We start from the raw sequence: 24,179 nt of genomic DNA on the forward strand, positions 1-24,179 counted from the left end.
TTTTTTGTGGTGTCGGTTTGTTTCTTTTTTCCTCTATTATTGTTTTAAATTGAAATATTTTATCCCTTGTTTTGTTTCATTTGTTTAATTCAGCTGAAATGCTTTCCGTTAAACGTGCCCTTTGAAGGTAGCTTTTGGCGTTGAAACAGGGTTGTGGAGTTTGTTTTTTCCGTACTTTTGTGTCATATTTTAATCCTGATGTGTATGCATTCACCAGTATATTTGTTCAATCCTGATTACGATATGGCCATGGCCAATTTTACTCCTTATTATAAGGCACCGGCGGAAATTCAGCGTATGGCTGACAATTTGTCGGTTCTTCCAGTGTGGTTCGCCGGGGAGGGTAGTGGCGTGAAAGTGGACTCTCTGGAGCGGGTAGCACTGTTTCGCCGTCAATTGGGTGAAATTTGTCCGGAAGGAGAAGGGAGGGAGGTTTTGTCCGGGTTGCTTTCTTCGGTAGATTGGACGGAACAATGGCCCTCTGCCCGTTATGTACCTTGGGGATGGACCCCTGCTTTGTTGCATCGGCTACGTCTGGAAGGGGTGGACGAGGAATTTCTTCCTTCCGCAGAGGAAATGCAACGGATTCGTTATCTTTCATCCCGGGAGCGGTGTCTGGAGATATTGCCGGCATTTGCCGGTTGGGAAGGCATCTGTGGGGAGATGAAAGCCTGTAAGCAGTTGACTGAGGTGGATACGTTCATACGGGAAAGAGGGCAGGTTATCTTGAAAGCTCCCTGGTCGGGAAGTGGTAGAGGGCTTTGGAAGGTTTCTGCGGCAAGCTGGAATGCACAGCTGGCGGGATGGGCGTCCCGTATTTTGAAGGTACAGGGAAGGCTGATGGCAGAGCCTATTTATGACAAGGTGGCTGATTTTGCCATGGAGTTTTTCTCAGATGAGAATGGGGAGGTCCGGTTTGTGGGATATTCTTATTTTGAAACGGATGTGCACGGGAATTATAAAGCAAACCGTCTGCTGAGTAATACCGCTATCGAGGAACGGCTTTCACGTTATGTGTCGTTGGAACGGTTGTCGTGTATCGGGGCTTGCCTGGAAGCGTCGTTGAAAAAGTTGCTGGGTCAAGCTTATCAGGGTTATTTAGGGGTGGATATGATGGTATGCCGTGTGGAAGACGGGTATCGGATACATCCTTGTGTGGAGATTAACCTGCGTATGAATATGGGGGTACTTTCCCGGATTTTATATGACAGGTACGTACATCCTTTGTCGGAAGGAGAATATGTGGTGGAACATTACTTGCGTGAAGGGGAAGCACTCTCGTTTCATCGGGAGATGGTGGAAAAGTATCCTTTGGAATGGAAGGAGGGAAAGGTGGCATCTGGCTACCTTCCTCTGACGCCAGTGAGGGAAGATATCCGGTTTCAGGCTTATCTGCGGGTGGAAGTATGGGCATAAAAAAAGTCCGGAGAACTTCCGGACTTTTTTATGTTTTGTAGGAATGGGGTTTAGAAGAAGAGATAACGTTTGTCTTCCACTTTTGCTTTCTGATACAGGTCATTGATGAGCTGGCTTCCTGCGATACGTGCGGCCATGTTGCTCAATGTGGCTTCTTCCTGTTTTGCATCAAATTTCTCGTTGCCCTTATCCTTGGCATATACCTGAATCATATAAACACCTGCATTTCCCTTGACAGGAGTGCTTACTTTGTTGACTGCGGTTTTGGCAGCTACAGCACCGACAACCGGTTCGCTGGCGCGTGTCACTGAAATATAAGCCGGTGCGCTGAAAGTAACGTGTTTTACTGAATCACTCACTGCATCTTTCATGCCTTTTACCTGAGCGATAGAGTTGTATTTCTTCATTTCAGCCATAATCTGGTCTGCTTTCTTGTCGCGACGGATTTCATTCTTCAGCATTTCTGCTACCGAGTTGATGTCACGGTAACCAGCTTCATGAATCTTGTCGAGAGCTACTACCATCAGGTGGTCGTTTTCACCACATTCATACAGCGGAGAAACTTCACCCGGTTTTGCGGCGAAAATCCATTTCAGGGCTTCGCGAGTGGAACGTACACCACCTACATAGTGTTCTGCACTGGAGAGGTCGGTGCGCGGTGTCAGTGTATAACCACTTTCTTCTGCATTCTTGACCATAGATTCGATGGTGGTGTTCTGTGCTACAAACTGGCTGAACTTGTTGTAGGCCGCATTGTAGGTTTCCTTGCTGAATTCAACCGGACGTTTTACTACAGCGACTTTATACTTGGTCTGCATGCCTTTTTTGTCCATTACCTGCAGAATCAGGTTGGCCTGTCCCATGTTCACGTTTGTCAGTTCGTTTACCGGCTGGTTGAGCAGTGTGTTGATGAACTTGCTGTTGTCGGCATCCAATTCGGCACCTTCCCAGCTTTGTGAATTAACCCAAGTTGCTTCACCTGTCTGTCCGTAGATTTTAGCTACAGCAGCGAAGTCGGCTCCGCCTTTCAACGCATTGTAGATACTGTCGGCCAGAGTCTTTGTCTTTTCTTCTGTGTCGGCATATACCTGAATCTGGCGGAACTGGATAGAATCAGGAGAAGAAACTTTGGCCAGCACCTTGAAGGCATTGTAAGAATCGTCTGTCTGATTGTAGTAAGGGCCATATATTTCATTTACGCCTGTGGAGTCAAGACGGGCGGCTACATCGGCAGGGAGTACCGTCTTTTTTACCGGAACGTCTGAATAGTTTACAGAAGAACCTGTAGAACGTACGAAGGTTCCGAAGTCGGTGGTTGTGTTAGCCAGCTGGCTGCTGTATTCTGTCACTTCTTTTTCAACGGCTTTGCGGTCTGCATCCGACGGAACCACTTTCACATCGATGTAGCGGATGTCGCGTGTTTCTACCAGCTGTTTGAACTGTTCTTTCTTTTCATTGTAACGGTCCTTGATTTCGCTGTCGGAAACCTGGATGGTTGAATCGCTGATAGAGCTGTAGGGAACACCAGCCAGCAGCAAATCGCTCTGTTCTGTACGAGACTTGAATGCGTCTTCAGCAGATACCGGGTTTGAAATCAATGATTTTGTAACCAGGTTTTGGTATTTCTCGGCCAATGTGCTTTCAGCCAGGGTTTTTTCTACGAACTTCCAGAAAGCACCCATTTTCTGATAATATTCTACATATTGTGCCGGCATTTTGCTAGCGTCCATATTGGCATAGTCTACCAAGAATTTTTTCAGCATATCTTTATCGAACATGCCAGTCTGCGGATTACGGAACGGAGTCTGCATCAGCAACGGGTGAGTTCCTTGGTCGATGATGGCCTGAATTTCGGCATCTGTCACTTTCAGGCCCAGTTTCTTTGCCTGTTCAGCAATCAGTTTGTTGTTGACGTAGCTCTGCCATACCTGATCTTTTACGTTGTTCAACTGATCTTCCGTGAGGGAATTCAGACCGTTTGTCAGTTTGATGACTTCGCTGAGCTCATCTACCATCTTTTGATAATCTTGTGCACTGAGAACTTCCCCGTTCACTTCTCCTACGTCTTGTTTACCTTGATGCGGCTGGAGCACTTTCCATGCGTCTCCCGCGATGAATGCAAAAAGGGCAAGACCGATTACGATGACCAATAAAGGTCCTTTGCTTCGAATTTTTTGTAAAGTTGCCATTTAAAGTTATTATTTTTTTGTTTATTGTTTTTATATTTCTGCTATTAGCGCACGAAGATACAAAAAATACTGTTTAGTCGCTATTTTCTCTCAAAAAAATGCTTATTTCTGTGTAATCAGCTTCACCAGTTCAATTCGATTGGCACTCACTTTGATAATTTTGAAAGTGAAACCTTCCGTCTCGATGACTTCGTTTACTTTGGGAATACTTTGGCATTCATTGAGGATAAGTCCGCCTATGGTCTGGTAATCTTCGCTTTCCGGCAGGTTCAGGTTGAATGTCTCATTGGCTTTTTCTATGTCCATTCTTCCGGAAAAGATGTATTCGTTTTCTGAAATCTGTTTGGCTACCGTAGAAGTCGTATCATGTTCGTCTTCTATGTCACCTAAAATTTCTTCTATCAGGTCTTCCAGTGCCACAATGCCTGAAACTCCTCCAAATTCGTCCACCACTACAGCCAATGAGCGTTTCTGCTGCTTGAAGATGCGCATTAACTTATGTGCAGCCATTGTTTCCGGAACGAATGGAATGCTGCGGATGTTATTCTGCCATTCTGTGGTTCCTTTGAACATTTCGGATGAATGGATATAGCCGATGATGTTGTCAATATTGTCTTTATATACAATGATTTTGCTGATTCCGTTTTCTATGAATACTTTTTTCAGCTCGTCAAGGGGAGTCTCTGAATCCACTGCAATGATTTCTGTACGTGGAATCATGCAGTCGCGTATCTTTACATTGGAAAAATCGAGTGCATTACGGAATATCTTGATTTCATTGTCTATTTCTTCTCCCTCTTTCCCTTCTTCAATGCTGCTTTGTATGAAATAGTCCAAATCGACTTTGGTAAAGGCCTTTTCCCGGTCTTCCTTATTGGTCTTGACTCCGACAAGGTGCAGGATACCGCTGGAAAGTACAGATGAAAAACGGCTGATGGGGTAGAGTATGATGTAGCAGATAAAGGCGGGTAGGCTGAAAGCCTTTAAAGTAGCGTTGGGGTTTAGCTTGAATAACGTTTTGGGAATGAATTCTCCTGTCACAAGAATAATCAGAGTAGAGATGATGGTTTCTATTGATACAAGCAATGCTTGATTGGAAGTGACATCTGCGAGGATATAATGCTCAATGAGTTGTGCCATCAAGATACCGTAGATGACCAAGGCGATGTTATTTCCTACCAGCATGGTGGAGATGAAATTGTTGGAATGTCGATAGAATACGGAGAGAATGTAAGACGACACATTGTTCGTCTTTTCCATCTCAAAACGTAGTTTATTGGAAGATACGAAGGCAATTTCCATTCCCGAAAAAAAAGCGGAAAATGCCATAGATATAAGTAACTGGATGATAAGTCCCATGATAAATGGTTTTATTGGGGAGTCCGTGTGCTGTCTGCTTGCACAGCGTTGTCTTCAACCGTAAAAATACCTGTATTGTTATAGATTTGATATTCAGTCATCTGTTGGTTGGATTCAAAGCCGTATCCTGTCAGTACCTTATCCACTTGTTCGATGCGGATAAATTTGTCTGAATAGATTTTCTCCTTGCCCTGATCCCAGAACATCAGTTCGGTATCAAATTTGTCGCCCCGTTGGCTTTGGATATGTACGTTTCCACGTAGTTCCCAAAGTTTCTTGGGCTCATAATAGTACGCCGTATCCGCTTTAATACTGGCATCTACATGAAAAAGACTGTCGAATTTTTCCAGATAGATTCCTTTCTCGAAAGCCCAGAAGGGAGGGTTCCTATGGCTGTAAATGAGCCATTCTGCCGTGATGATTTTATAGCGGATCATACCGGAGTCGGAAATGAGTGTAGTAACTCCTGTAGTGCGCATGTCGGGCAAAGAATCACTTTCTTTTACGGCAGCAGCCGTGTGTTGTTCTTTCTTGCCGCATGCAGGAACAAAAAGAAACATAACAGTTGCCCATGTGGCAACTGTTATGTTTATGAGTAGTTTATATATGTGCTTTTTGAATTTGGCTGACATATATTTATCTGATGGTTGTAGTTTCACCAATCCATCCGCCGATTGTGACAGAGTTACCTTTCTTCAAGCCCAGGAAGAAGAGGTCTTCATCTTTCGGAGTATGTCCGGCATACGTATTAATCAGTTTCTGAGCTTCTTCTGCTACACTTGGATCTACGCTCTTTGCGCGCTGCAATTTATCGATAGCGGCAAAATAAGTACATTTGTTCAATGCAGCTTCGTCACTCCAGTTAGGACTTGATGCGTACATTTGTGCAATCAGAATATAGGCTTTACCGTATTTGCTGTTGAAAGAAAGAGCCTTGTTTGCATATTGTTTTGCTTTGCTCAGCTGTTTCTTGCTGAACAATACTACAGCAGCGCTGTATGCATAATCAGCTTTCTTGTCTGCATCTTGTTCGAGTTCGATAGCCTGGTCAAAGTATTCCACACTCTTGTCCATGTCGCCTTTCTTGTAATACATGTAGGCACATCCGGCTGCTGTGGCAGCTGTCGGTTCAATGGCATGAGCAGCTTCAGAGGCGATGAAGTAAGCTTCTTCTTCTGTACATTTCAGCATTTGCATGACATTGATTACCTGTTTCAAGTATTCCAGGTTGTTTTTGTTCTGGCTTACTTTCGGGCCATAGATAGCCTGCAAATTTTCGCAGCTTGCCGCACCACTGTTGATGAAGTAGGCATCTACGTTGTCTTTGGCTGTTTTCAGTAATTTTTTGTCTCTTTCTTTAGTGGCAGCTTTCAATGCTTCTTCTGCATAGCCAGAAGTAGTCAGATAATCTTGGATGAATTGCTCTTTGTGCGTATCGTCACTTTTCAGCTTACGAGAGGACATATCCATCAAGTCCTGGAACATGAAGTAATCGGAAGTGGCTTTTTCCAAATCTACAGCTTCTTTAGTCATTTCATAAGCCTTATTCACATCAATGTTTGATCCAGAGAAAATGATGTAGTCATGTGCTTTCATACCGAGGATAGAACCTTTAGTGGTCGGAGTCTTTACAAGTTGGTTCAGACCATCGAGGTACTTGATTCGCTGATCATGCACGGCCATTAATTCGTCCAGATACTTCTTTTGTTGTGCAGCATCTTTTGAGCTGGCAATCAGGGCACGCAGGATTTTGGCACCGTTGGTGTAAGTGCTCACCTGAGCCAAAGGCGCTTCTGTAAATACAGCCATCCATGGCTTGTATGCGTCAACAAAGTTGTCAGTTTTTACATATTCACTGTAAATACTGATGTTTTGCAAACAGCGGAGACTGTCTTCTCCGTGTCCGAAACGAGAACCGTCTTCCACTCCTTTTTGAGCGAAAGTAGCTGTAGCGCTTAAAGATAACGCACACAGCATTGTAAACATTTTCATTTTCATCGTATGTAAGATTAGTTGTTCATTGTGTTTATTTTCATAATTAATTTACTCTCCATTTCATGAACCAGTGCTCGTTGAATGTCAGTCCTATCTTCAAGACGAGCCGGTTTTCTGACAGCATATCACTTACCGACGGTTTGGCATGAATGTATTGTCCGGTAATGCTTAATACAGTGTTTCGCTGATAGAGTTTCAAAGGTAGTCCAAATCCAAAGCTGACTCCATATTCTTTCGGTCCTTCCACCATATTCTGCGCGACGGGTATCTGGAGGTTGGAGTTTGCATAGTAAGCACCTACTCTATATCGTACGCGGCTGAAATAGTTTCGTCCGTATTCTTTAGGCAGGAATTCTGCCCCTACGGCTACTTTGGAGCGGTCTTGATATAAATTGGTTTGATTATTATACTTTACTCCGCTCCATTGTTGAAGTGTGTAATCTGCTTCTATGGTCAGATTTTTTTTATGTTTCCACGCTACTCCGGCTCCATATATATGAGGTATCCCATAAGAGTCATTAATCTGTTGTTCGTTTACTACGGAGTAATTGGTACCATTGGTGATTTGAGTACCTTGGGTATCATGTCCATTAAGTACATGTCCTAAACTGTAGGTGAGCCCTAAAGTAATCTCATTTCCTTTATTGATAGGCTGGGTATATTGGAGTCCAAAACTTGCATGGTAACTGCTGATTGATACTGTGTTATATGTAATGGTTTGGTCTCCTCCGTTACTGAGGGTTGCAGTAGTCTGGTATTTTAGCTTACCATACAAATAGCCGATATTGGCTCCAATTGACAGATGATCGAAAATCTTGAAGCCTAATCCTCCGAAGATTTGCTGCAGTCCTCCGTCGCCATAGAAGTTATTGGAAATTGTAACGTCGCTACTGTTTTCTATCGCTTTTGTCCGGGTAAAATTATATCCTACGGTAGAGAACGGAGTATATCCGATGGTCATTCCTAATCGGGGATGAAGTCTGAACTGCATGCCGATATAGTCAAAACTTGAGTTTTTTGCATTTGTCTTGTATTGTCCTTCTTGAAAATTTGAGCTTTTTAATGACATTCCCGCATCAAAAATGAAGGAGAGTGAATCTACAGCTGTATAAGACGCTGGATTCATGGCGTTTATGTGCTCGCTTGTTCTGAGTGCGTACCCTACACCTCCCATTGCCGCGTTGTTTGTGAAACTTTGGTCAAACATGTCGCCTAATCCATAACGCGTATAAGGTGAATTGGTGCTTATTTGTGCACTCGCAATCGTGGCACCTGCTAAAAACCATGAACCAACAAGTATCTTTTTACTTAACATTATAATTCAATATTCTGTTTAAACCTTTCAAAACTAAAAATCTATCTGCAAAGATGATACTTTTTAAATTTGTATCAAAAGAAAATTTATCTCCTCCAGTTAAAAAAACCAAAAGGTCTGGATATTTCTTTTGCAGAAGAGTGATATAGCCGATAATCTCAAACTCAATTCCTCTGATTACACCGGCTCGGATAGCTGTTTCTGTATCGAATCCGAATTCTGGTGTTTCCCCTTTTCTTTCAATTAGAGGAAGTTTATCACAGCAGGCATTCAATGTCTTGAAGCGGGTGTATATGCCCGGTGAAATATTGCCACCCCAATAGTTCCCTTCTGCGTCAATGAATTCATAGGTGAGGGCAGTGCCGGCATCGACTACCAGTAGATTTTTACCCGGAGCCAGATAATTTGCACCTACTACGGCTGCCAGTCTGTCCATGCCTAGCGTTTCTGGAGTTTTATATAAGTTGCGGATAGGAATGGGAGTCTGATGATTCAGTTCTATAATCTCAAACGGAACTCCCGCCAATTGGCGTCGTATGGTATTGCTAAGTGTGATGACCGATGCAATGATACCTCTTTTTATAGGATATTTGTTACATAACATTGACAGCCAGTCCAGTGAATGGTTGGAGCCTCTTAACACTTCCACCACTTTATCACCCTCGAATACTGCCAATTTCGCTACAGTATTGCCAATATCAATTACTAGATTCACTTTTGTCTGCTTTGTTTTGCTTGCAAAGTAAGATAAAATTTAGATATGAACATCAATAAAACTGATTATTTATTTCGCCGTTATGCAAGAATCCATGTATTTTTGCATGCGAAAAAGGATATTATGAAAATTATTCAGGTTCTGGCAGGAGTTCCTGCTGACTGATTGAGAGTATATTTAATTATGAAACGGAAGTTTGTATTTCTATTATGGCTGATAGGGCTGTTTCAATTGGCTTCTCCTATAAGGGCATATAGTGATGTCCGAACAGGGATAATGAAGTTTTCACAAAATGATAGCATTCAGCTTAGTTTATTGACTTGTGCGCCGGGTAATGAAATTTATGCACTTTTTGGGCATACCGCTATTCGTTATCAGAATTTCTCTCAAGGGGTAGATTGGGTTTTCAATTATGGTATGTTCAGTTTTAATACTCCTAATTTCATCTATCGCTTTGTGAAAGGAGAGACGGATTATCAGCTAGGTATTACGCCTTTTCCTTATTTTGAAGCGGAATATGCTTTGCGAGGTTCTTCAGTCTATCAGCAGGTCTTGAATCTGACTCCTTTGGAAAAACAAACGCTGTTGCGGTTGCTTCGGGATAATTATCTTCCGGAAAATAGAATCTATCGTTATAATTATTTTTATGATAATTGTACGACTCGTGCGCGCGATCAGATAGAAAAGAGCATTCAGGGAAAGGTGGTATATCCTTCTGTGAGTTGGACGAAGACGTTCCGTGGAATTGTACATGAATTTACGGTAAATTCTCCATGGGATGAATTAGGAATCGACCTGTGCCTGGGGGCGGAGGCTGATAAAGCGATTGATGCCAGAAAGCAGATGTTTGCACCTTTTTATATGCGCTACTTTGCGGATGGAGCTTATATTCAGGATAAGGACGGAAATACTCGTCCGTTCATTTTGCGTGAAGAAAAAATAGTGGATGTGTCGCCGGAAATCGAACCGCCTTTTGCCTTGACACCGATGGGGGCAGGTGCATTGTTTTTGTTCTTAAACGTGCTGGTTGCTTTCTGGCAGTGGAGGAAAAAGTGTATATTCTGGGGTTGGGATGTCGTGTTATATGCTGCGCAAGGAATTGCGGGATGTATCATCGCTTTCTTGTTTTTTGTATCCTCTCATCCGACGGTAGGCTCGAACTGGCTTCTGATTTTGTTTAATCCGATACCTTTGTTTTATCTTCCTTTCATGGTTTATCGAGATATAAAACGTAAAAAGGACTTGTATCATTTGATTAATCTTGTGTATTTAACACTTTTTATGCTGTTATTCCTGTTTTTACCGCAAAAATTTAATTTAACAGTATTACCTTTGGCACTCGGTTTGCTGGTAAATGCTGCAAGCCATGTATTAGTTTTGAATAAAAGACAATGAAAGAACGCATACTGACATCTTTATTGACGGTATTTGTCATCACTGGCATTCAGTCTCAATCTCCCACACCGGTTCCTAGGTTAGTGGTGGGATTGACGATTGATCAGTTACGTGCAGATTATATCGAGGCCTTTTCAGCATTGTATGGAGAAAGAGGATTTAAGCGCCTTTTAAAAGAAGGGCGGATTTATACAAATGCGGAATATGATTTTATCAATGTGGACCGTTCCTCTGCTACGGCCTCTATTTATACAGGGACAACTCCTTATTATAATGGAATTCCTGCTAATCGGTGGATGGACCGTAACTCCCTTCGAATTATAAAATCGGTTGATGACCAGAATTTCATGGGAGTTTATACTTCAGAAAGTTCATCGGCTAAGCTGTTGCGCTGTTCTACACTCTCGGATGAATTGAAAGTGGCTACTCAGGGCCGGGCTGAAGTTTATTCTATTGCACCTACACGTGAAATGGCTGTCTTGGCGGCTGGGCATGCGGCAGATGGAGCATTCTGGTTAAATGATGAAACGGGGAAATGGTCTGGAACGACTTATTATGGAGATTGTCCGGTATGGGTTAGCAATTATAATGATAAGGAAGGACTTGATTTCCGCATCAATAATCTGGAATGGCTTCCTTATCTTCCGGTTACTTCCTACCAGTACATTACCACGGAAACCAAGCAGTTGAGTTTTAAGCATAACTTTTCAGACGAACGTTTGGATAAGTATAAGAAGTTCAAAACGAGTCCTTATGTGAACGATGAAGTGAACCGTTTGGTTAATGTTTGCTTGAATAGTACTCAGATAGGGCAAGATGCGGCTCCTGACTTGTTGACATTGTCTTATTATGCCGGCAATTATGACCACAAGCCTTCCACGCAATATGCCATGGAAATCCAGGATATGTACGTCCGTCTGGACAATAGTCTGGGGGATTTGTTGGATTTGATTGACCGTAAGGTAGGGCTGCGTAATACATTGTTTTTTATCACGTCTACCGGGTACACTGATCCGGATCCGGTGGATCCTGAACAATATAAGATTCCAGGAGGAGAATTCCATATCAAGCGTTGTGCGGCCCTGTTGAATATGTATCTGATGGCTATTTATGGTCAAGGGCAATACGTGGAGACTTATTATGACCGCCAGATTTATCTGAATCATAAACTGATAGAAGAACGAAAACTGAACCTGGTAGAGGTGATGTCCCGTTCTGCAGAGTTTGTGGTGCAGATGAGCGGGGTTCAGAATGCCTATTCTGCACAGCGTCTTTTGTTAGGGGCTTGGACACCGAAAATCGATAAGATTCGTAACACCTATAATCCGAATTGTTCAGGAGATATTTATGTAGAAGTGATGCCGGGATGGTCTGTGGTAAATGAGTACTCCAAAAAAGTGGAAGTGATGCGGGCCGCTTATGCTACGGCTCCCCTTGTCTTGATGGGGTTTGACGTAAAGCCTGAAAAATTGTATTCGCCGGTAAAAATTACTTCAATTGTTCCAACCTTAGCTCATTTCATGCGCATACGGGCTCCTAATGCCTGTTCCGAAGCTCCAATGCTGAATATTCGTAAATAAATGTTGTAATAGAACGGGAAGATAATTTACAATTTGGTTATCTTTGCACCGGTGAGATAAAATAATTAATTAGTAAATAATAAAAAAGAAATATATAATGGGATTTAATGAATTTATAAGCAAGCTGTTCGGGAATAAGGCAACTCGTGACATGAAAGAAATCCAGCCATGGGTGGAAAAAGTAAAGGCCGTTTATCCGGAAATCTCCAAGCTGACGAATGATGAACTTCGTGCAAAAACAGAAGAACTGAAGAAATATATCAAGGATTCTGCAGTAGAGGAAAACAAGAAAATAGAGGAACTGAAGGCTACGATTGAATCTACTGAATTGGAAAAGCGTGAAGCCATCTTTTCTCAGATTGATAAGTTGGAGAAGGAAGTGCTGGAGAAATATGAAAAAGCACTGAATGAGGTACTTCCTACAGCTTTTGCAATTGTAAAAGATACAGCCCGCCGTTTGGCCGAGAATGAGGAACTGGAAGTGACGGCTACGGATTTTGACCGTGAACTGGCAGCTCAGGGACGTGACTTTGTCCGCATTGAAGGAGATAAGGCTATCTGGAAAAACCATTGGAAGGCTGGTGGTAATGAAATGACCTGGAACATGATTCATTACGATGTACAGCTGTTTGGTGGCGTGGTTTTGCATCAGGGTAAGATTGCAGAAATGGCTACGGGTGAAGGTAAAACCTTGGTAGCGACTCTTCCGGTGTTCTTGAATGCACTGACTGGTAATGGTGTACATGTAGTGACAGTCAACGATTACCTGGCTAAGCGTGACTCTGAGTGGATGGGTCCGTTGTATATGTTCCATGGATTGAGCGTAGACTGTATTGATAAACATCAGCCGAACTCTGAAGCTCGTCGTCGTGCTTATATGGCCGATATCACTTTTGGTACCAACAATGAATTTGGTTTCGATTATCTGCGTGATAATATGGCGGTTTCTCCAAAAGATTTGGTGCAGCGCAAACATAATTATGCCATTGTCGATGAGGTCGACTCTGTATTGATTGATGATGCCCGTACCCCGTTGATTATTTCAGGTCCGGTGCCCAAAGGCGACCAGCAGTTGTTCGAAGTGCTTCGTCCGTTGGTAGAACGCTTGGTAGAAGCTCAGCGTAAGTTGGCAACCCAGTATCTGGCCGATGCAAAGCGTTTGATTGCTTCCGATAAGAAGGAAGATCAGGAAGCTGGTTTCTTGGCCTTGTTCCGTAGTCATAAGGCATTGCCGAAAAACAAGCCGTTGATTAAGTTCTTGAGTGAACCGGGTATCAAGGCTGGTATGCTGAAGACGGAAGAAATCTACATGGAGCAGAACAACAAGCGTATGCCTGAAGCGGTAGAACCGTTGTATTTCGTGATTGATGAAAAACTGAAAAGTGTGGATTTGACCGATAAGGGCGTAGACTTGATTACAGGTAACTCGCAAGACCCGACCTTGTTCGTATTGCCGGATATTGCTGCCCAGTTGTCGGAACTGGAGAACCAGAAAGGACTTTCCGATGAAGAAAGACTGGCTAAGAAAGATGAGTTGATGACCAATTATGCCATCAAGGCAGAACGTGTGCATACCATCAATCAGTTGCTGAAGGCTTACACGATGTTCGAAAAGGATACCGATTATGTGGTAATGGACGGTCAGGTGAAGATTGTGGACGAACAGACCGGACGTATCATGGAAGGTCGTCGCTGGAGTGACGGTCTGCATCAGGCAGTAGAAGCGAAGGAAGGAGTGAAAGTGGAAGCTGCCACTCAGACTTTTGCTACAATTACTTTGCAGAATTATTTCCGTATGTATCACAAACTGTCAGGTATGACCGGTACAGCTGAAACGGAAGCAGGAGAGTTCTGGGACATTTATAAACTGGATGTGGTGGTAATTCCGACAAATCGTCCGATTGCCCGTATCGATATGAACGACCGTGTGTACAAAACGAAACGTGAGAAGTACAAGGCGGTTATTGAAGAAATTGAAAAGATGGTACAGGCAGGCCGTCCGGTACTGGTGGGTACAACATCTGTGGAAATTTCTGAAATGTTGAGTAAGATGCTTACCATGCGTAAGATTGAGCATAATGTGTTGAATGCGAAGTTGCACCAGAAGGAGGCTGAAATTGTGGCAAAGGCCGGTCAGAGTTCTACGGTAACCATTGCGACCAATATGGCCGGTCGTGGTACCGATATCAAGCTGAGTCCGGAAGTGAAAGCCGCAGGTGGTTTGGCCATCATTGGTACGGAGCGTCACGAATCCCGTCGTGTAGACCGTCAGTTGCGTGGTCGTGCCGGACGTCAGGGAGACCCGGGTTCTTCAGTTTTCTTTGTTTCATTGGAAGATGATTTGATGCGTTTGTTCTCTTCCGACCGTATTGCAACTGTTATGGACAAGCTGGGCTTTAAGGAAGGAGAAATGATTGAGCATAAGATGATTTCCAATTCTATCGAACGTGCCCAGAAGAAGGTGGAAGAAAACAACTTCGGTATCCGTAAGCGTCTGCTGGAATACGATGACGTGATGAACAAACAGCGTACAGTGGTTTATACGAAACGTCGCCATGCGCTGATGGGAGAACGTATCGGTATGGATATTGTCGATATGATTTGGGACCGTTGTTACAATGCCGTACAGCAGCCTGCTTATGAAGATGCCAAGATGGAGATTCTTCAGGTACTGGCGATGGAAACTCCATTCTCGGAAGAGGATTTCCGCACGAAGAAGAAAGACGACCTGGCCGAACAGACATTCCAGGAAGCGATGGCACTTTTCAAACGGAAGACTGAACGTATGGCTCAGATTGCCAATCCGGTGATTAAGCAGGTATATGAGGCACAGGGTCACATGTACGAAAACATCATGATTCCGATTACCGATGGCAAGCGGATGTATAACATCTCTGTGAATCTGAAGGCTGCTTACGAAAGCGAGTCCAAGGAAATTGTGAAGGCTTTTGAAAAAGCTATCCTGTTGCATACCATCGATGATGCCTGGAAAGAAAACTTGCGTGAACTGGACGAATTGAAACATTCCGTACAGAATGCAAGCTACGAACAGAAAGACCCGCTGTTGATTTTCAAACTCGAGTCTGTCAACTTGTTCGATAACATGGTCAACAAAATCAACAACAATACAATCTCCGTATTGATGCGTGGACAGATTCCGGTACAGGAGCCGGAGCAAGTGCGTGAGGCTGCTCCAGAACCTCAGGCTCCTCGTCAGCAGTATCGTGAAGAAAAGCAGGATTTGAATGATCCGGCTCAGAGCGAAGCTGCGGGACGTGATACCCGTGAACAGAAGCAGGAACCCTATCGGGCTGAAAAAACGGTAGGACGTAACGATCCATGTCCTTGTGGCAGCGGATTGAAGTACAAGAATTGCCATGGAAAGAATGCCTGATTGAGCATTTAGATTCATTCAGATAGACACGGATTCCGTCGTTTTCAGATTTTTATTTCTTAATTTAGAATAATCTGTGAAAACGATGGAATCCGTGTCTTTTTTATTTATTACTTTTGTTTCCAAACAAAAAAAGTCGCAGATTATGAAGAAATATATGTGGGCCGGAATTATTCTGGCAGCAACGATGCTTGTTTCGTGTGGAGGCTTGCAGACATTTACTTTTGACCAGCTTCACCCGGCTGAAGTCACTTTCCCGGAACAGGTGCGTACCATAGCGGTAGTGAATCATGCTCCTTCCATTCCTTCGCCTAAAAAGAATTTGCTTACTTTGGGAAAACTTGAGGGAGATGGAAAAGTGCTGGCAGAAACCTTGGCAGGAGGATTGGCCGACAGCCGGTATTTTAATCAGGTGATTATTTCCGACTCTGTACTTACGCAGGAAAGAACCGGAGGAGAACTGATTCCTCAGGCAGTGGTAGACAGTTTGACTCAAGTGTTAGGGGCCGACATGATTCTTTCGGTAGATCAGATACAGTTGCTGACTGCTAAGAAAGAAATTTATTATCCAGGGTTTGTTCCCTTGGCCGCTTTCGATTTGAAAATCCGTCCTGTAGTGCGTGCGTATGTGCCTTCACGTCTGATGCCGGTAATGACACTGGCCAAGGTGGATAGCTTGTTGTGGGATTTTACACCTGCATTGTCGGATTATAATGTGGTGAATGAAGCTTCCAATCACGCGGCCTACACGCTGGTCAACCAGCTGGTGCCTCATTGGGGAAATGCCGACAGGATTTACTTCGACGGAGGAAACCCGGACATGCGTGATGCGGCTGTATCTTTGCGTGAAGGTGACTGGCAGGAGGCCGGCCGGATTTGGACAAATCTGTATAATTCGCTGAAGAAAGGAAAAATGAAATCGCGTGCTGCCTTTAATATGGCTTTGGCCTGCGAGGTACAGGGGCAGATGGAAGACGCCAATTCGTGGATTGAGAAGGCCCGGAAAAGCGCTTCTCCAGGATCTGAGGAAGAGCGCGCTGCTACCTTCTATGCTGCCATTTTACAGGACCGCACGAAAGATTTTCTGAAATTAAACCTGCAAATGCGGCGTTTTGGCAACAATTTCAACTAATATTTCTTGTCTGATTCATTTTTTTTGTACATTTGAGTACATATAAAAATATAGCCTATGGAATTAAGTGAACAGTCACGTGCTGCAATTGCTTCTGCTTTGCAGGAAGCCCTTTGCCGGTATGTCACGGGAGGAGAAGATTCTGTTGTGACAGATATTCATCTGCAACCGAATTCGGACAGCGGGGAATTGGTTATTTACGATGATGATGACCATGAATTGTCCCGTGCGATTATCAGTGAATGGGTGGATTATGAAAGCGATGACTTTTATACCGTAGTGGAACCGATTCTTCGCAAGGAGATAGAAGCTTTAAAGGAGACGGGGCGACTGGATAAACTCTGCCTGATGAAACCTTATTCATTTGTGCTGGTGGACGATGAAAAGGAGACTGTGGCAGAACTTCTGATTGTGGACGAGGAAGATACCTTGTTGTTGAGTGGCGAGTTGTTGAAGGGGCTCGATGAAGAACTCGATGCCTTTCTGAAAGACTTGCTGGAGCGTTAAAGTCCGATACAATGGGAGAGCGAATCACATTCCGCCGTAACGAGGGGTTGCGGAGCATACATCCCCAGTGGAGAGGGAATCCGACAGTCAATGGGAAATTTTTCAATCGCCAGCATCGTTGGAAACCCGGTATGGGGAGTGTGTTGAAATGGCGTTTCTCTCCCAATCCCCAGCGGAAGGAAAAGCGGACCATCAAATGGAATCCAAAAGTCCATTATCTCACTTCTTTGGATAAAGTGGTGGGGAATTCTTTAATCTGGCTGGGGCATAACTCCTTCTTCCTGCAGCTGGGCGGAAAACGCCTGATGATTGACCCTGTATATGGGAACATTCCGTTTGTCAGGCGTCGTAGTCAGTTTCCGGCAGACCCTTCTATTTTTCGTGAGATTGATTACCTGTTGATTAGTCATGACCATTTCGACCATCTGGACAAGCCCAGCGTAGCCCGTCTGGTGGCCGACAATCCCCAAATCAAATTATTCTGCGGACTGAATACGGGGGCACTCATAAAGAGTTGGTTCCCGGAGTTGGAGGTGATAGAGGCTGCCTGGTATGAACAATATACCGATGGCGACTTGTGCCTCACGTTTCTGCCCGCCCAGCATTGGAGCAAGCGGGGAGTGAGCGATGGGGGAGAGCGCCTGTGGGGATCCTTTATGATTCAGGGAGGCGGCATTACCATCTATAATAGCGGGGATACCGGATATGCCCGTCATTTTGAAGAAATAGCACGGTTCTTTCCGCATATCGACTATTGCATGATTGGAATAGGGGCTTATAAACCTCGCTGGTTTATGAAGCCGAACCATATTTCTCCGTATGATGCCTTGACGGCCTCGGCAGACATGCATGCACGGGTCACGATTCCCATGCACTATGGCACGTTCGACCTCTCAGATGAACCGTTGTTCGATCCGCCTCATGTGTTTGCGGCAGAAGCCAGAAAGCGGGGGATGCCTGTCATCATTCCCGAACTGGGAGAGGTCGTGAAGCTGCAACCTCTTCGCTGAAGAAAATCCTGAAGAAAACGATAGAAAGAAGAGATCATAAAAAAAGTCCGGAAACCAACTTTTCTGAATGATTCAGAAAACTGATTTCCGGACTTTCTATATGAGTCTGTTTTGTTCAAGTCATACATAAATCCGCCGGTCATCGGCAGCGGGTTACTTCGTGTGAGTGTTTTCGCTCAACATGACGTACCCCCAGATCATCGGATCTGCATTTGCAATTTTGTGAAGAATCTTTGTTACCTTTTTCATAACTGTTATCCTTTCATTTGCTTTTAAGTTAGTACCTATTATATTTAATCTCTAGTTTAGTTTTTCCGGGTGCTCTTCGCAGAGGACCTTTCGAAGCTTTATGGTTTGTTTTTGTTATCCTTAATCTTTTTATCCTTTCCCTCCGGTACCCTTTCGGGCCCTTCGTTCGTTTTATTACACTGCAAAGGTAATGCCTTTTTTCTAGAAAATATGTTTTATAGCATATATTTTTATTTTCCTCATGTTTTATTGATGTAAATCAACCAAGCTGAGTGCTGCTGACAAATTGTCGTTTTTGCCTGTCAGTATCGGCTGACAGAATTGCGTTTTTTGTGTGGGGGTAATGAAAATGGCAGTCTGACGAGGGATATGGCCCGATGGAGGATGTGTCAGGTTTCACTTGTCCTGAAAATAAATGATAAGATTTTGTGTTTCTTTTGTTACAAAAGGTATAGCTTTACGTTTACCTTTTTGAAAACAACTTGTACGACCGATTTAAGAAGCATGAGCAAAGAGACACTGACATCGACCTTCACTGATTTGAGAAAGAATTTTCTCAGGTTGGCAATGCGTTTTCTTCCCAATAGAGAGGATGCCGATGACGCATTGCAGGAGGCTTTCTTCCGCTTGTGGAAACATGCAGACCGGATTGACTCGCGCGAAGAGGCAGAAGCTCTTACGGTTGCTACGGTGAAGAACCTGTGCATTGATGTCCTGCGTAAAAAGGAGCATCTGCCTACGGTGGAACTGGACGAACACCGGGACGAATCTGTTACCGATTCGGCTGACGAGATTCTGGAGAAAGAAGAACGTTTCCGTGCAGTGGAGCGTATCATTGCACAGAGGCTGACACCGCTTCAGCAACAGATTTTGCGGATGAAAGAGTATGAAGGGAGAAAATACAATGAAATAGCCGATATACTGGGTATGCAAGAACCGGCAGTACGTATGCAACTGTCGAGGGCGAGAAAGGAAATCAGAGAATGTTATTTAAAACAGATGGAACGATGAAAAAATACGAACGTACTATCCCACAATGGAAAGAACTGGCCAGACGTTATTTCGAGGCTGAAACAACTGAGGCCGAGGAGGAAGCGCTGGTACGCTTTCTGGCTACTCCTGCCGCGCAAGGCAAGGAATTCGATGAACTTCGTGCCGTGATGGGGTATGCCGCTACCGGACGTGTCCTATACGGCAGACGGCGCACACGAGGCATGCGGTTGCGGTATTATGCGGCGGCAGCAGTGGCAGGTCTCATCGTACTGACCACTGCCTGGCGGCTGACGGAAAGTGCAAATGTATGTGTGGCTTACATCAACGGACAGCGCTGTACCGACAAGGAAGTGGTGCTTTCCGAAGCGCTGAAATCAATCGAAAAGGTGAGTCACCGCTCCTCCGAAGAAACAGTCCAGAGTCAGTTGTCGGATATATTCCAGACACTGGAGGAAGGTGGAACGGAATCAGTTGACAAAAAATAAATTGAATAATAGGAGAAGACGATATGATAAGACGATGGATTATGTTATGGATGTGTCTGCTGGCTGTGCTGCCCGTGTGTGCACAGAAGGGGATGCATGTGGAAGACTTGTTTGGGAGCCGCTTCAAGCATGATAAACAGGCCGTGGAAGTCCTTATCAAAGGAAGGGAATTGAAAAAATATCATCTTACACTTTTCCGCAGCCTGACGATAACCGATGAACCGGCTGTGGCGGAAGAGATAGAGGCACTGGTAGGGCTGGATGCCCAAACCGCAGTCGACAAGGAAGTGGGCAAGGTCGGGAATAGACTGTATTACGGTTTCTACTGCTTTCCGGCACAGGACGATAATTACCGCTATCTGTTTTATCGGAATGCTGCGGTAGCTCCTGGCAGCAGTAAGAAGATGGAAGTGACCGTGGTATATATGGAAGGAAAAATCACGCTGGAAGAGTTGAAACGGATGTTCAAGTAAGAGAAAATAAACAAAATACGATAAGAGACATGAAAAAAATGATTTTGCTGGTGGTCACTTTGCTGACCGCAATGGGCGGATATGCCGAGGGTGGAGATTCGCTGAAAGTGGAAAATGTGATGTGTATACAGAAACCTGAGCAGGTGAAGATTACCGAATCGGGCAGTCGTTTCACAGTAGAAGTGGAGGGGAAGGAAGATAATCCGAATTTCCGTTATGTCCGTGAGGTGGAGATGTCTTCCTCAGACGTGTCGGTGACAAAGGAACGCAGCGGCAACTGGGATTTCCAGATTCCGTTCAGAAAGCGGACGTCGGAACGGAGGCATCACCAGAACCAGCTGGTGGTGAAAAACCTGAAGATAGGACTTTCCTGTGTACAGGGCGCTCCCGAGAACATGGACGTCAGTATGGGGTCGTCGTGGGAGATTACCACTCCTACCTTAGGATGGGAGTATTATCCGTGGGCTACGGAGACTTCTTTTTCCATTGGAGTGGCCTGCAGCTGGCGTAATTACCGGATGACCGGCAAGCAGCGTTTTATAAAAGAGGAGGGAAGAGACATGACGGTGGGACCCTATCCTAAAGGGGCCGATATTCAGTTCTCGCGTATCAAAGTGTTCAGCTGGGCTGTTCCGGTGATGCTGACTCATAAAACAAAGCGTAATTTCAATTTCAGTCTGGGAGCCATTGTCAATTTCAACACGCATGCCAGCCTGAAAACGCGGTATAAGTTGGACGGAAATGAATATAAACTGACCGACAGCAATATCCATCAGACTCCGGTGACCGTCGACCTTCAGGCAGCCGTCGGTTATAAGACCGTAGGCTTTTATGTGAAATACAGTCCTTGCAAAGTGCTCGATTCTACCTACGGCCCTGAGTTCAGTGCGTTGTCCGTAGGCATCGTCTTGTTCTGAACCGGTAAAAATAAACCCCGTCCTGAGCCACCGTTACCAGGTTTGTGTTGCGTAACGGTTGTTCAGGACGGGGTGTGTTTTATAGAAACTGCGCGTTAGCGTTTCAATGCCGCAATGCTTTCTTTCAAGGCTGCAATCTTGGTTTCGGCGTCAGCCTGTTTCTTACGTTCCATTTCGATGACGTTGGCCGGAGCCTTGCTGACAAACTTTTCGTTGCTCAGCTTTTTCAATACGCTCTGCAGGAATCCTTCCTGATATTTCAGGTCAGCTTCCAGCTTCTTCAGCTCTTCTTCCACGTTAATCAGGTTGCCCAGAGGTACGGCATATTCGGTGGTGCCCACCATGAAGGCGGCTGCTCCGTCTGCCTTGCTCGCTACCTGCTTTATTTCCGACAGGTTGCAGAGTTTGGCAATGATAGAAGTGAACGCGGCTACCGGATTTTCTCCGATGACTTCCAGTGTCAAAGCTTCTTTCTGTGCGATGTTCTTCTGCAAACGGATGGTACGGATGCCGCTGATGACTTCCTTCACGGCCTCAAAGCGGGCAATCAGTGCATCGTCGTACGGCATGTCTTTTACGAGGGTCTGCGTCATGATGCTTTCGCCCGGCTGGCGGTCGTAAATGTGCTGCCACAATTCTTCCGTGATGAACGGCATGAACGGATGCAGAAGTTTCAGCAAGGTTTCGAAGAAGGCCAGGGTCTTTTCATAAGTTACCTTGTCGATAGGCTGTCCGTAAGCCGGTTTCACCATTTCCAGGTACCAGCTGGAGAATTCGTCCCAGAACAGTTTGTATACAGCCATCAGGGCCTCGCTCAGACGGTACTTGCCGAAGAGGTCGTTCACTTCTTCTGCAGTCTTGGCCAGCATGGAGTCGAACCATTCGGTAGCCAGGCGGGCATATTCCGGCTGTTCGATGTCGGCCACCTGCCATCCTTTTACCAGACGGAAGGCGTTCCATATCTTGTTGTTGAAGTTACGTCCTTGTTCGCACAGGGCCTCGTCGAAGAGGATGTCGTTTCCGGCAGGGGCTGCCAGCATCATTCCCATACGTACTCCGTCGGCACCATACTGGTCAATCAGTTCCAAGGGATCGGGAGAGTTACCGAGTGATTTGGACATCTTGCGGCCCAGCTTGTCACGCACGATACCGGTGAAATATACGTTGCGGAACGGCATGTCGCCCATGTATTCGTAACCGGCCATAATCATACGGGCTACCCAGAAGAAGATGATATCCGGTCCTGTTACCAGGTCGGAAGTCGGGTAGTAGTATTTGATTTCCTCGTTGCCCGGGTTGTTGATGCCGTCGAACAACGAAATCGGCCACAGCCAGGAAGAGAACCAAGTGTCGAGGCAGTCATCTTCCTGACGCAGGTCTTCCAGTTTCAGGTTGGCATCGCCCGTCTTTTCTTTGGCCAGTTCCAGTGCCTGTTCCGGTGTTTCGGCTACCACGAAGCCGCCTTTCGGCAGGTAGTAGGCCGGGATACGGTGTCCCCACCACAGCTGACGGCTGATACACCAGTCCTTGATGTTTTCCAGCCAGTTGCGGTAAGTGTTCTTGTATTTGGCAGGGTAGAACTTCAGTTCGTCGTTCATTACCGGCGGCAAAGCCATGTCGGCAAAGTGCTGCATCTTCAGGAACCACTGCATGGACAGTTTCGGTTCGATGGCCACGTTGGTACGTTCAGAGAAACCTACCTTATTGGTATAGGCTTCCACCTTTTCCAGCAGTCCGGCAGCATCCAGGTCTTTTTCAATCTGCGCACGCACGTCGAAGCGGTCCATGCCTACATACAGGCCGGCAGCTTCACTCAGTGTACCGTTGTCGTTGAAGATGTCGATGGAAGGCAGGTTGTATTTTTCTCCCAGCATGTAGTCGTTCACGTCGTGTGCCGGAGTCACTTTCAAGCATCCGGTACCGAATTCAATGTCTACATAGCTGTCTTCAATCACCGGAATCTCACGTCCTACCAGCGGCACGATGACTCTTTTGCCTTTCAGCCACTGGTTTTTCGGGTCTTCCGGGTTGATACACATGGCCGTATCACCCATGATGGTTTCCGGACGGGTGGTGGCGACCACGGCATAACGGCGGCCTTGTGCGTCGCGGTGTACCACTTCGCCTTCAGCGCCTGTCTCGCCGCTCATGTCGTCGTTGGCAATATAATAACGCAGGTAGTACAGCTTGCTGTGTTCCTCTTTGTAGATAACCTCTTCGTCAGAAAGGGCGGTGAGTGCTTTCGGGTCCCAGTTCACCATACGTACGCCGCGGTAAATCAATCCTTTGTTATACAAGTCCACGAATACCTTGATGACACTCTTGCTGCGGGTTTCATCCATGGTGAAGGCCGTGCGGTCCCAGTCGCACGATGCACCCAGCTTGCGGAGCTGTTTCAGGATGATACCTCCGTGTTCTTCCGTCCAATCCCATGCATGTTTCAGGAACTCTTCGCGGGTAAGGTCTGTCTTTTTGATGCCCTGTTGTGCCAGACGGTTTACCACCTTTGCTTCCGTAGCAATGGAGGCGTGGTCCGTACCCGGTACCCAGCAGGCATTCTTGCCCATCATGCGGGCACGTCTTACAAGGATATCCTGGATGGTATTGTTCAGCATGTGTCCCATGTGGAGTACTCCTGTCACGTTAGGAGGAGGAATGACGACGGTGTACGGTTCACGTCCGTCGGGTTTAGAACTGAAAAGTTTGTGGTCCAACCAGTATTGGTACCATTTTCCCTCCACGTCAGCGGGATTGTACTTACTTGCTAATTCCATGGTTATAATAATCTTTTTTATGTATGTTTATCGTATAATCGGGTGCAAAAATAATAAAACTCCTTGGATTTTAGGGGAGATTCTTCCGAAAAGTTCATCTCTCATCGTGCGTGAACAGTCGGAATGTGCCATGTAAAAAGGTAAAATGGAGGGGTTTGGAAGGGGGATAAAAAAACGCAAGTGCGTTTGGAGTAAAACGTCAAAGAGTTTTTGTCCAAACGCACTTGCGTTTCAAGTAAAACGTCCTTACGTTTTCATCCGAACGCAAAGACGTTTTGGGA

18 protein-coding genes are annotated in these 24,179 nt (G+C 45.2%); 11 read left to right on the forward strand and 7 right to left on the reverse strand.

Annotated features, from left to right (window positions below; all coding sequences use genetic code 11):
• Positions 1-204: 204 nt before the first annotated feature.
• Positions 205-1,416 carry a hypothetical protein gene (locus OIM59_RS03905; protein WP_303895195.1) on the forward strand — a complete coding sequence of 404 codons (1,212 nt, stop codon included), beginning with the start codon at positions 205-207 and terminating at the stop codon, positions 1,414-1,416.
• Between the two features lie 50 nt (positions 1,417-1,466).
• Here the strand turns inward: OIM59_RS03905 and OIM59_RS03910 are convergent, their stop codons facing one another.
• The 6 genes from OIM59_RS03910 to OIM59_RS03935 form a co-directional block, all read right to left on the reverse strand.
• A complete protein-coding gene (locus tag OIM59_RS03910) occupies positions 1,467-3,605 on the reverse strand; it encodes a peptidylprolyl isomerase (RefSeq protein ID WP_299172627.1) in 2,139 nt (712 codons plus the stop codon).
• A gap of 102 nt (positions 3,606-3,707) precedes the next feature.
• On the reverse strand, positions 3,708-4,964 hold the full coding sequence (locus tag OIM59_RS03915) for a hemolysin family protein (protein ID WP_299172629.1): 1,257 nt from the start codon (positions 4,962-4,964) through the stop codon (positions 3,708-3,710).
• Between the two features lie 11 nt (positions 4,965-4,975).
• Entirely contained in the window at positions 4,976-5,596 is a 621-nt protein-coding gene (lptC, locus tag OIM59_RS03920) for an LPS export ABC transporter periplasmic protein LptC (protein WP_299172634.1), read from the reverse strand.
• Between the two features lie 4 nt (positions 5,597-5,600).
• Positions 5,601-6,962: a lipopolysaccharide assembly protein LapB gene (locus tag OIM59_RS03925; protein ID WP_299172637.1), complete on the reverse strand. Its 1,362-nt coding sequence runs from the start codon at positions 6,960-6,962 to the stop codon at positions 5,601-5,603.
• Positions 6,963-7,002: 40 nt separating this feature from the next.
• The gene (locus OIM59_RS03930; protein ID WP_303895200.1) at positions 7,003-8,274 is read right to left on the reverse strand and encodes a hypothetical protein; all 1,272 of its coding nucleotides are present in this window, start codon (positions 8,272-8,274) and stop codon (positions 7,003-7,005) included.
• Positions 8,264-8,989, reverse strand: a complete 726-nt coding sequence (locus OIM59_RS03935) for a type III pantothenate kinase (RefSeq protein ID WP_299172643.1) — start codon at positions 8,987-8,989, stop codon at positions 8,264-8,266. Before OIM59_RS03935 ends, OIM59_RS03930 begins: the two co-directional genes overlap by 11 nt.
• Before the next feature lie 183 nt (positions 8,990-9,172).
• Here OIM59_RS03935 and OIM59_RS03940 point away from each other — a divergent pair, with 183 nt between their 5' ends.
• The 10 genes from OIM59_RS03940 (at position 9,173) to OIM59_RS03985 (ending at position 21,124) form a co-directional block, all read left to right on the forward strand.
• Positions 9,173-10,384, forward strand: coding sequence for a DUF4105 domain-containing protein (locus tag OIM59_RS03940; RefSeq protein ID WP_299172645.1), 1,212 nt, complete (start codon positions 9,173-9,175; stop codon positions 10,382-10,384).
• Complete coding sequence (locus OIM59_RS03945; protein ID WP_299172648.1) at positions 10,381-11,964, forward strand: alkaline phosphatase family protein; 1,584 nt, start codon at positions 10,381-10,383, stop codon at positions 11,962-11,964. The genes OIM59_RS03940 and OIM59_RS03945 overlap by 4 nt, the downstream gene beginning before the upstream one ends.
• A gap of 97 nt (positions 11,965-12,061) precedes the next feature.
• Complete coding sequence (gene secA / locus OIM59_RS03950; protein ID WP_299172651.1) at positions 12,062-15,358, forward strand: preprotein translocase subunit SecA; 3,297 nt, start codon at positions 12,062-12,064, stop codon at positions 15,356-15,358.
• Between the two features lie 145 nt (positions 15,359-15,503).
• A complete protein-coding gene (locus OIM59_RS03955; protein WP_299172655.1) occupies positions 15,504-16,490 on the forward strand; it encodes a DUF6340 family protein in 987 nt (328 codons plus the stop codon).
• A gap of 57 nt (positions 16,491-16,547) precedes the next feature.
• Complete coding sequence (locus tag OIM59_RS03960; RefSeq protein WP_299172658.1) at positions 16,548-16,997, forward strand: hypothetical protein; 450 nt, start codon at positions 16,548-16,550, stop codon at positions 16,995-16,997.
• Positions 16,998-17,008: 11 nt separating this feature from the next.
• Positions 17,009-18,007, forward strand: a complete 999-nt coding sequence (locus OIM59_RS03965; RefSeq protein ID WP_299172661.1) for an MBL fold metallo-hydrolase — start codon at positions 17,009-17,011, stop codon at positions 18,005-18,007.
• 753 nt (positions 18,008-18,760) lie between these two features.
• Entirely contained in the window at positions 18,761-19,267 is a 507-nt protein-coding gene (locus tag OIM59_RS03970; protein WP_299172663.1) for an RNA polymerase sigma factor, read from the forward strand.
• Complete coding sequence (locus OIM59_RS03975; RefSeq protein WP_299172665.1) at positions 19,264-19,734, forward strand: hypothetical protein; 471 nt, start codon at positions 19,264-19,266, stop codon at positions 19,732-19,734. Before OIM59_RS03970 ends, OIM59_RS03975 begins: the two co-directional genes overlap by 4 nt.
• A 23-nt stretch (positions 19,735-19,757) precedes the next feature.
• Positions 19,758-20,207 (forward strand): DUF6108 family protein, encoded by a 450-nt coding sequence (locus OIM59_RS03980; protein ID WP_235816643.1) that lies wholly within the window; start codon positions 19,758-19,760, stop codon positions 20,205-20,207.
• A 29-nt stretch (positions 20,208-20,236) separates the two neighbouring features.
• Positions 20,237-21,124 (forward strand): hypothetical protein, encoded by an 888-nt coding sequence (locus OIM59_RS03985; protein WP_299172670.1) that lies wholly within the window; start codon positions 20,237-20,239, stop codon positions 21,122-21,124.
• A gap of 95 nt (positions 21,125-21,219) precedes the next feature.
• Here OIM59_RS03985 and OIM59_RS03990 read toward each other — a convergent pair whose 3' ends face one another.
• On the reverse strand, positions 21,220-23,898 hold the full coding sequence (locus OIM59_RS03990) for a valine--tRNA ligase (RefSeq protein ID WP_299172673.1): 2,679 nt from the start codon (positions 23,896-23,898) through the stop codon (positions 21,220-21,222).
• Between the last annotated feature and the right edge of the window lie 281 nt (positions 23,899-24,179).

It is taken from the genome of Bacteroides mediterraneensis (genome assembly GCF_025993685.1).
Lineage (GTDB): Bacteria > Bacteroidota > Bacteroidia > Bacteroidales > Bacteroidaceae > Phocaeicola > Phocaeicola mediterraneensis_A.

What these genes read in the sequence shown, in the direction of transcription:
- OIM59_RS03905 (WP_303895195.1), top strand. Translation starts at nt 205, where the DNA reads ATGCATTCACCAGTATATTTGTTCAATCCTGATTACGATATGGCCATG.
- OIM59_RS03910 (WP_299172627.1), bottom strand. Translation starts at nt 3,605, where the DNA reads ATGGCAACTTTACAAAAAATTCGAAGCAAAGGACCTTTATTGGTCATC.
- OIM59_RS03915 (WP_299172629.1), bottom strand. Translation starts at nt 4,964, where the DNA reads ATGGGACTTATCATCCAGTTACTTATATCTATGGCATTTTCCGCTTTT.
- lptC (WP_299172634.1), bottom strand. Translation starts at nt 5,596, where the DNA reads ATGTCAGCCAAATTCAAAAAGCACATATATAAACTACTCATAAACATA.
- OIM59_RS03925 (WP_299172637.1), bottom strand. Translation starts at nt 6,962, where the DNA reads ATGAAAATGAAAATGTTTACAATGCTGTGTGCGTTATCTTTAAGCGCT.
- OIM59_RS03930 (WP_303895200.1), bottom strand. Translation starts at nt 8,274, where the DNA reads ATGTTAAGTAAAAAGATACTTGTTGGTTCATGGTTTTTAGCAGGTGCC.
- OIM59_RS03940 (WP_299172645.1), top strand. Translation starts at nt 9,173, where the DNA reads ATGAAACGGAAGTTTGTATTTCTATTATGGCTGATAGGGCTGTTTCAA.
- OIM59_RS03945 (WP_299172648.1), top strand. Translation starts at nt 10,381, where the DNA reads ATGAAAGAACGCATACTGACATCTTTATTGACGGTATTTGTCATCACT.
- secA (WP_299172651.1), top strand. Translation starts at nt 12,062, where the DNA reads ATGGGATTTAATGAATTTATAAGCAAGCTGTTCGGGAATAAGGCAACT.
- OIM59_RS03955 (WP_299172655.1), top strand. Translation starts at nt 15,504, where the DNA reads ATGAAGAAATATATGTGGGCCGGAATTATTCTGGCAGCAACGATGCTT.
- OIM59_RS03960 (WP_299172658.1), top strand. Translation starts at nt 16,548, where the DNA reads ATGGAATTAAGTGAACAGTCACGTGCTGCAATTGCTTCTGCTTTGCAG.
- OIM59_RS03965 (WP_299172661.1), top strand. Translation starts at nt 17,009, where the DNA reads ATGGGAGAGCGAATCACATTCCGCCGTAACGAGGGGTTGCGGAGCATA.
- OIM59_RS03970 (WP_299172663.1), top strand. Translation starts at nt 18,761, where the DNA reads ATGAGCAAAGAGACACTGACATCGACCTTCACTGATTTGAGAAAGAAT.
- OIM59_RS03975 (WP_299172665.1), top strand. Translation starts at nt 19,264, where the DNA reads ATGAAAAAATACGAACGTACTATCCCACAATGGAAAGAACTGGCCAGA.
- OIM59_RS03980 (WP_235816643.1), top strand. Translation starts at nt 19,758, where the DNA reads ATGATAAGACGATGGATTATGTTATGGATGTGTCTGCTGGCTGTGCTG.
- OIM59_RS03985 (WP_299172670.1), top strand. Translation starts at nt 20,237, where the DNA reads ATGAAAAAAATGATTTTGCTGGTGGTCACTTTGCTGACCGCAATGGGC.
- OIM59_RS03990 (WP_299172673.1), bottom strand. Translation starts at nt 23,898, where the DNA reads ATGGAATTAGCAAGTAAGTACAATCCCGCTGACGTGGAGGGAAAATGG.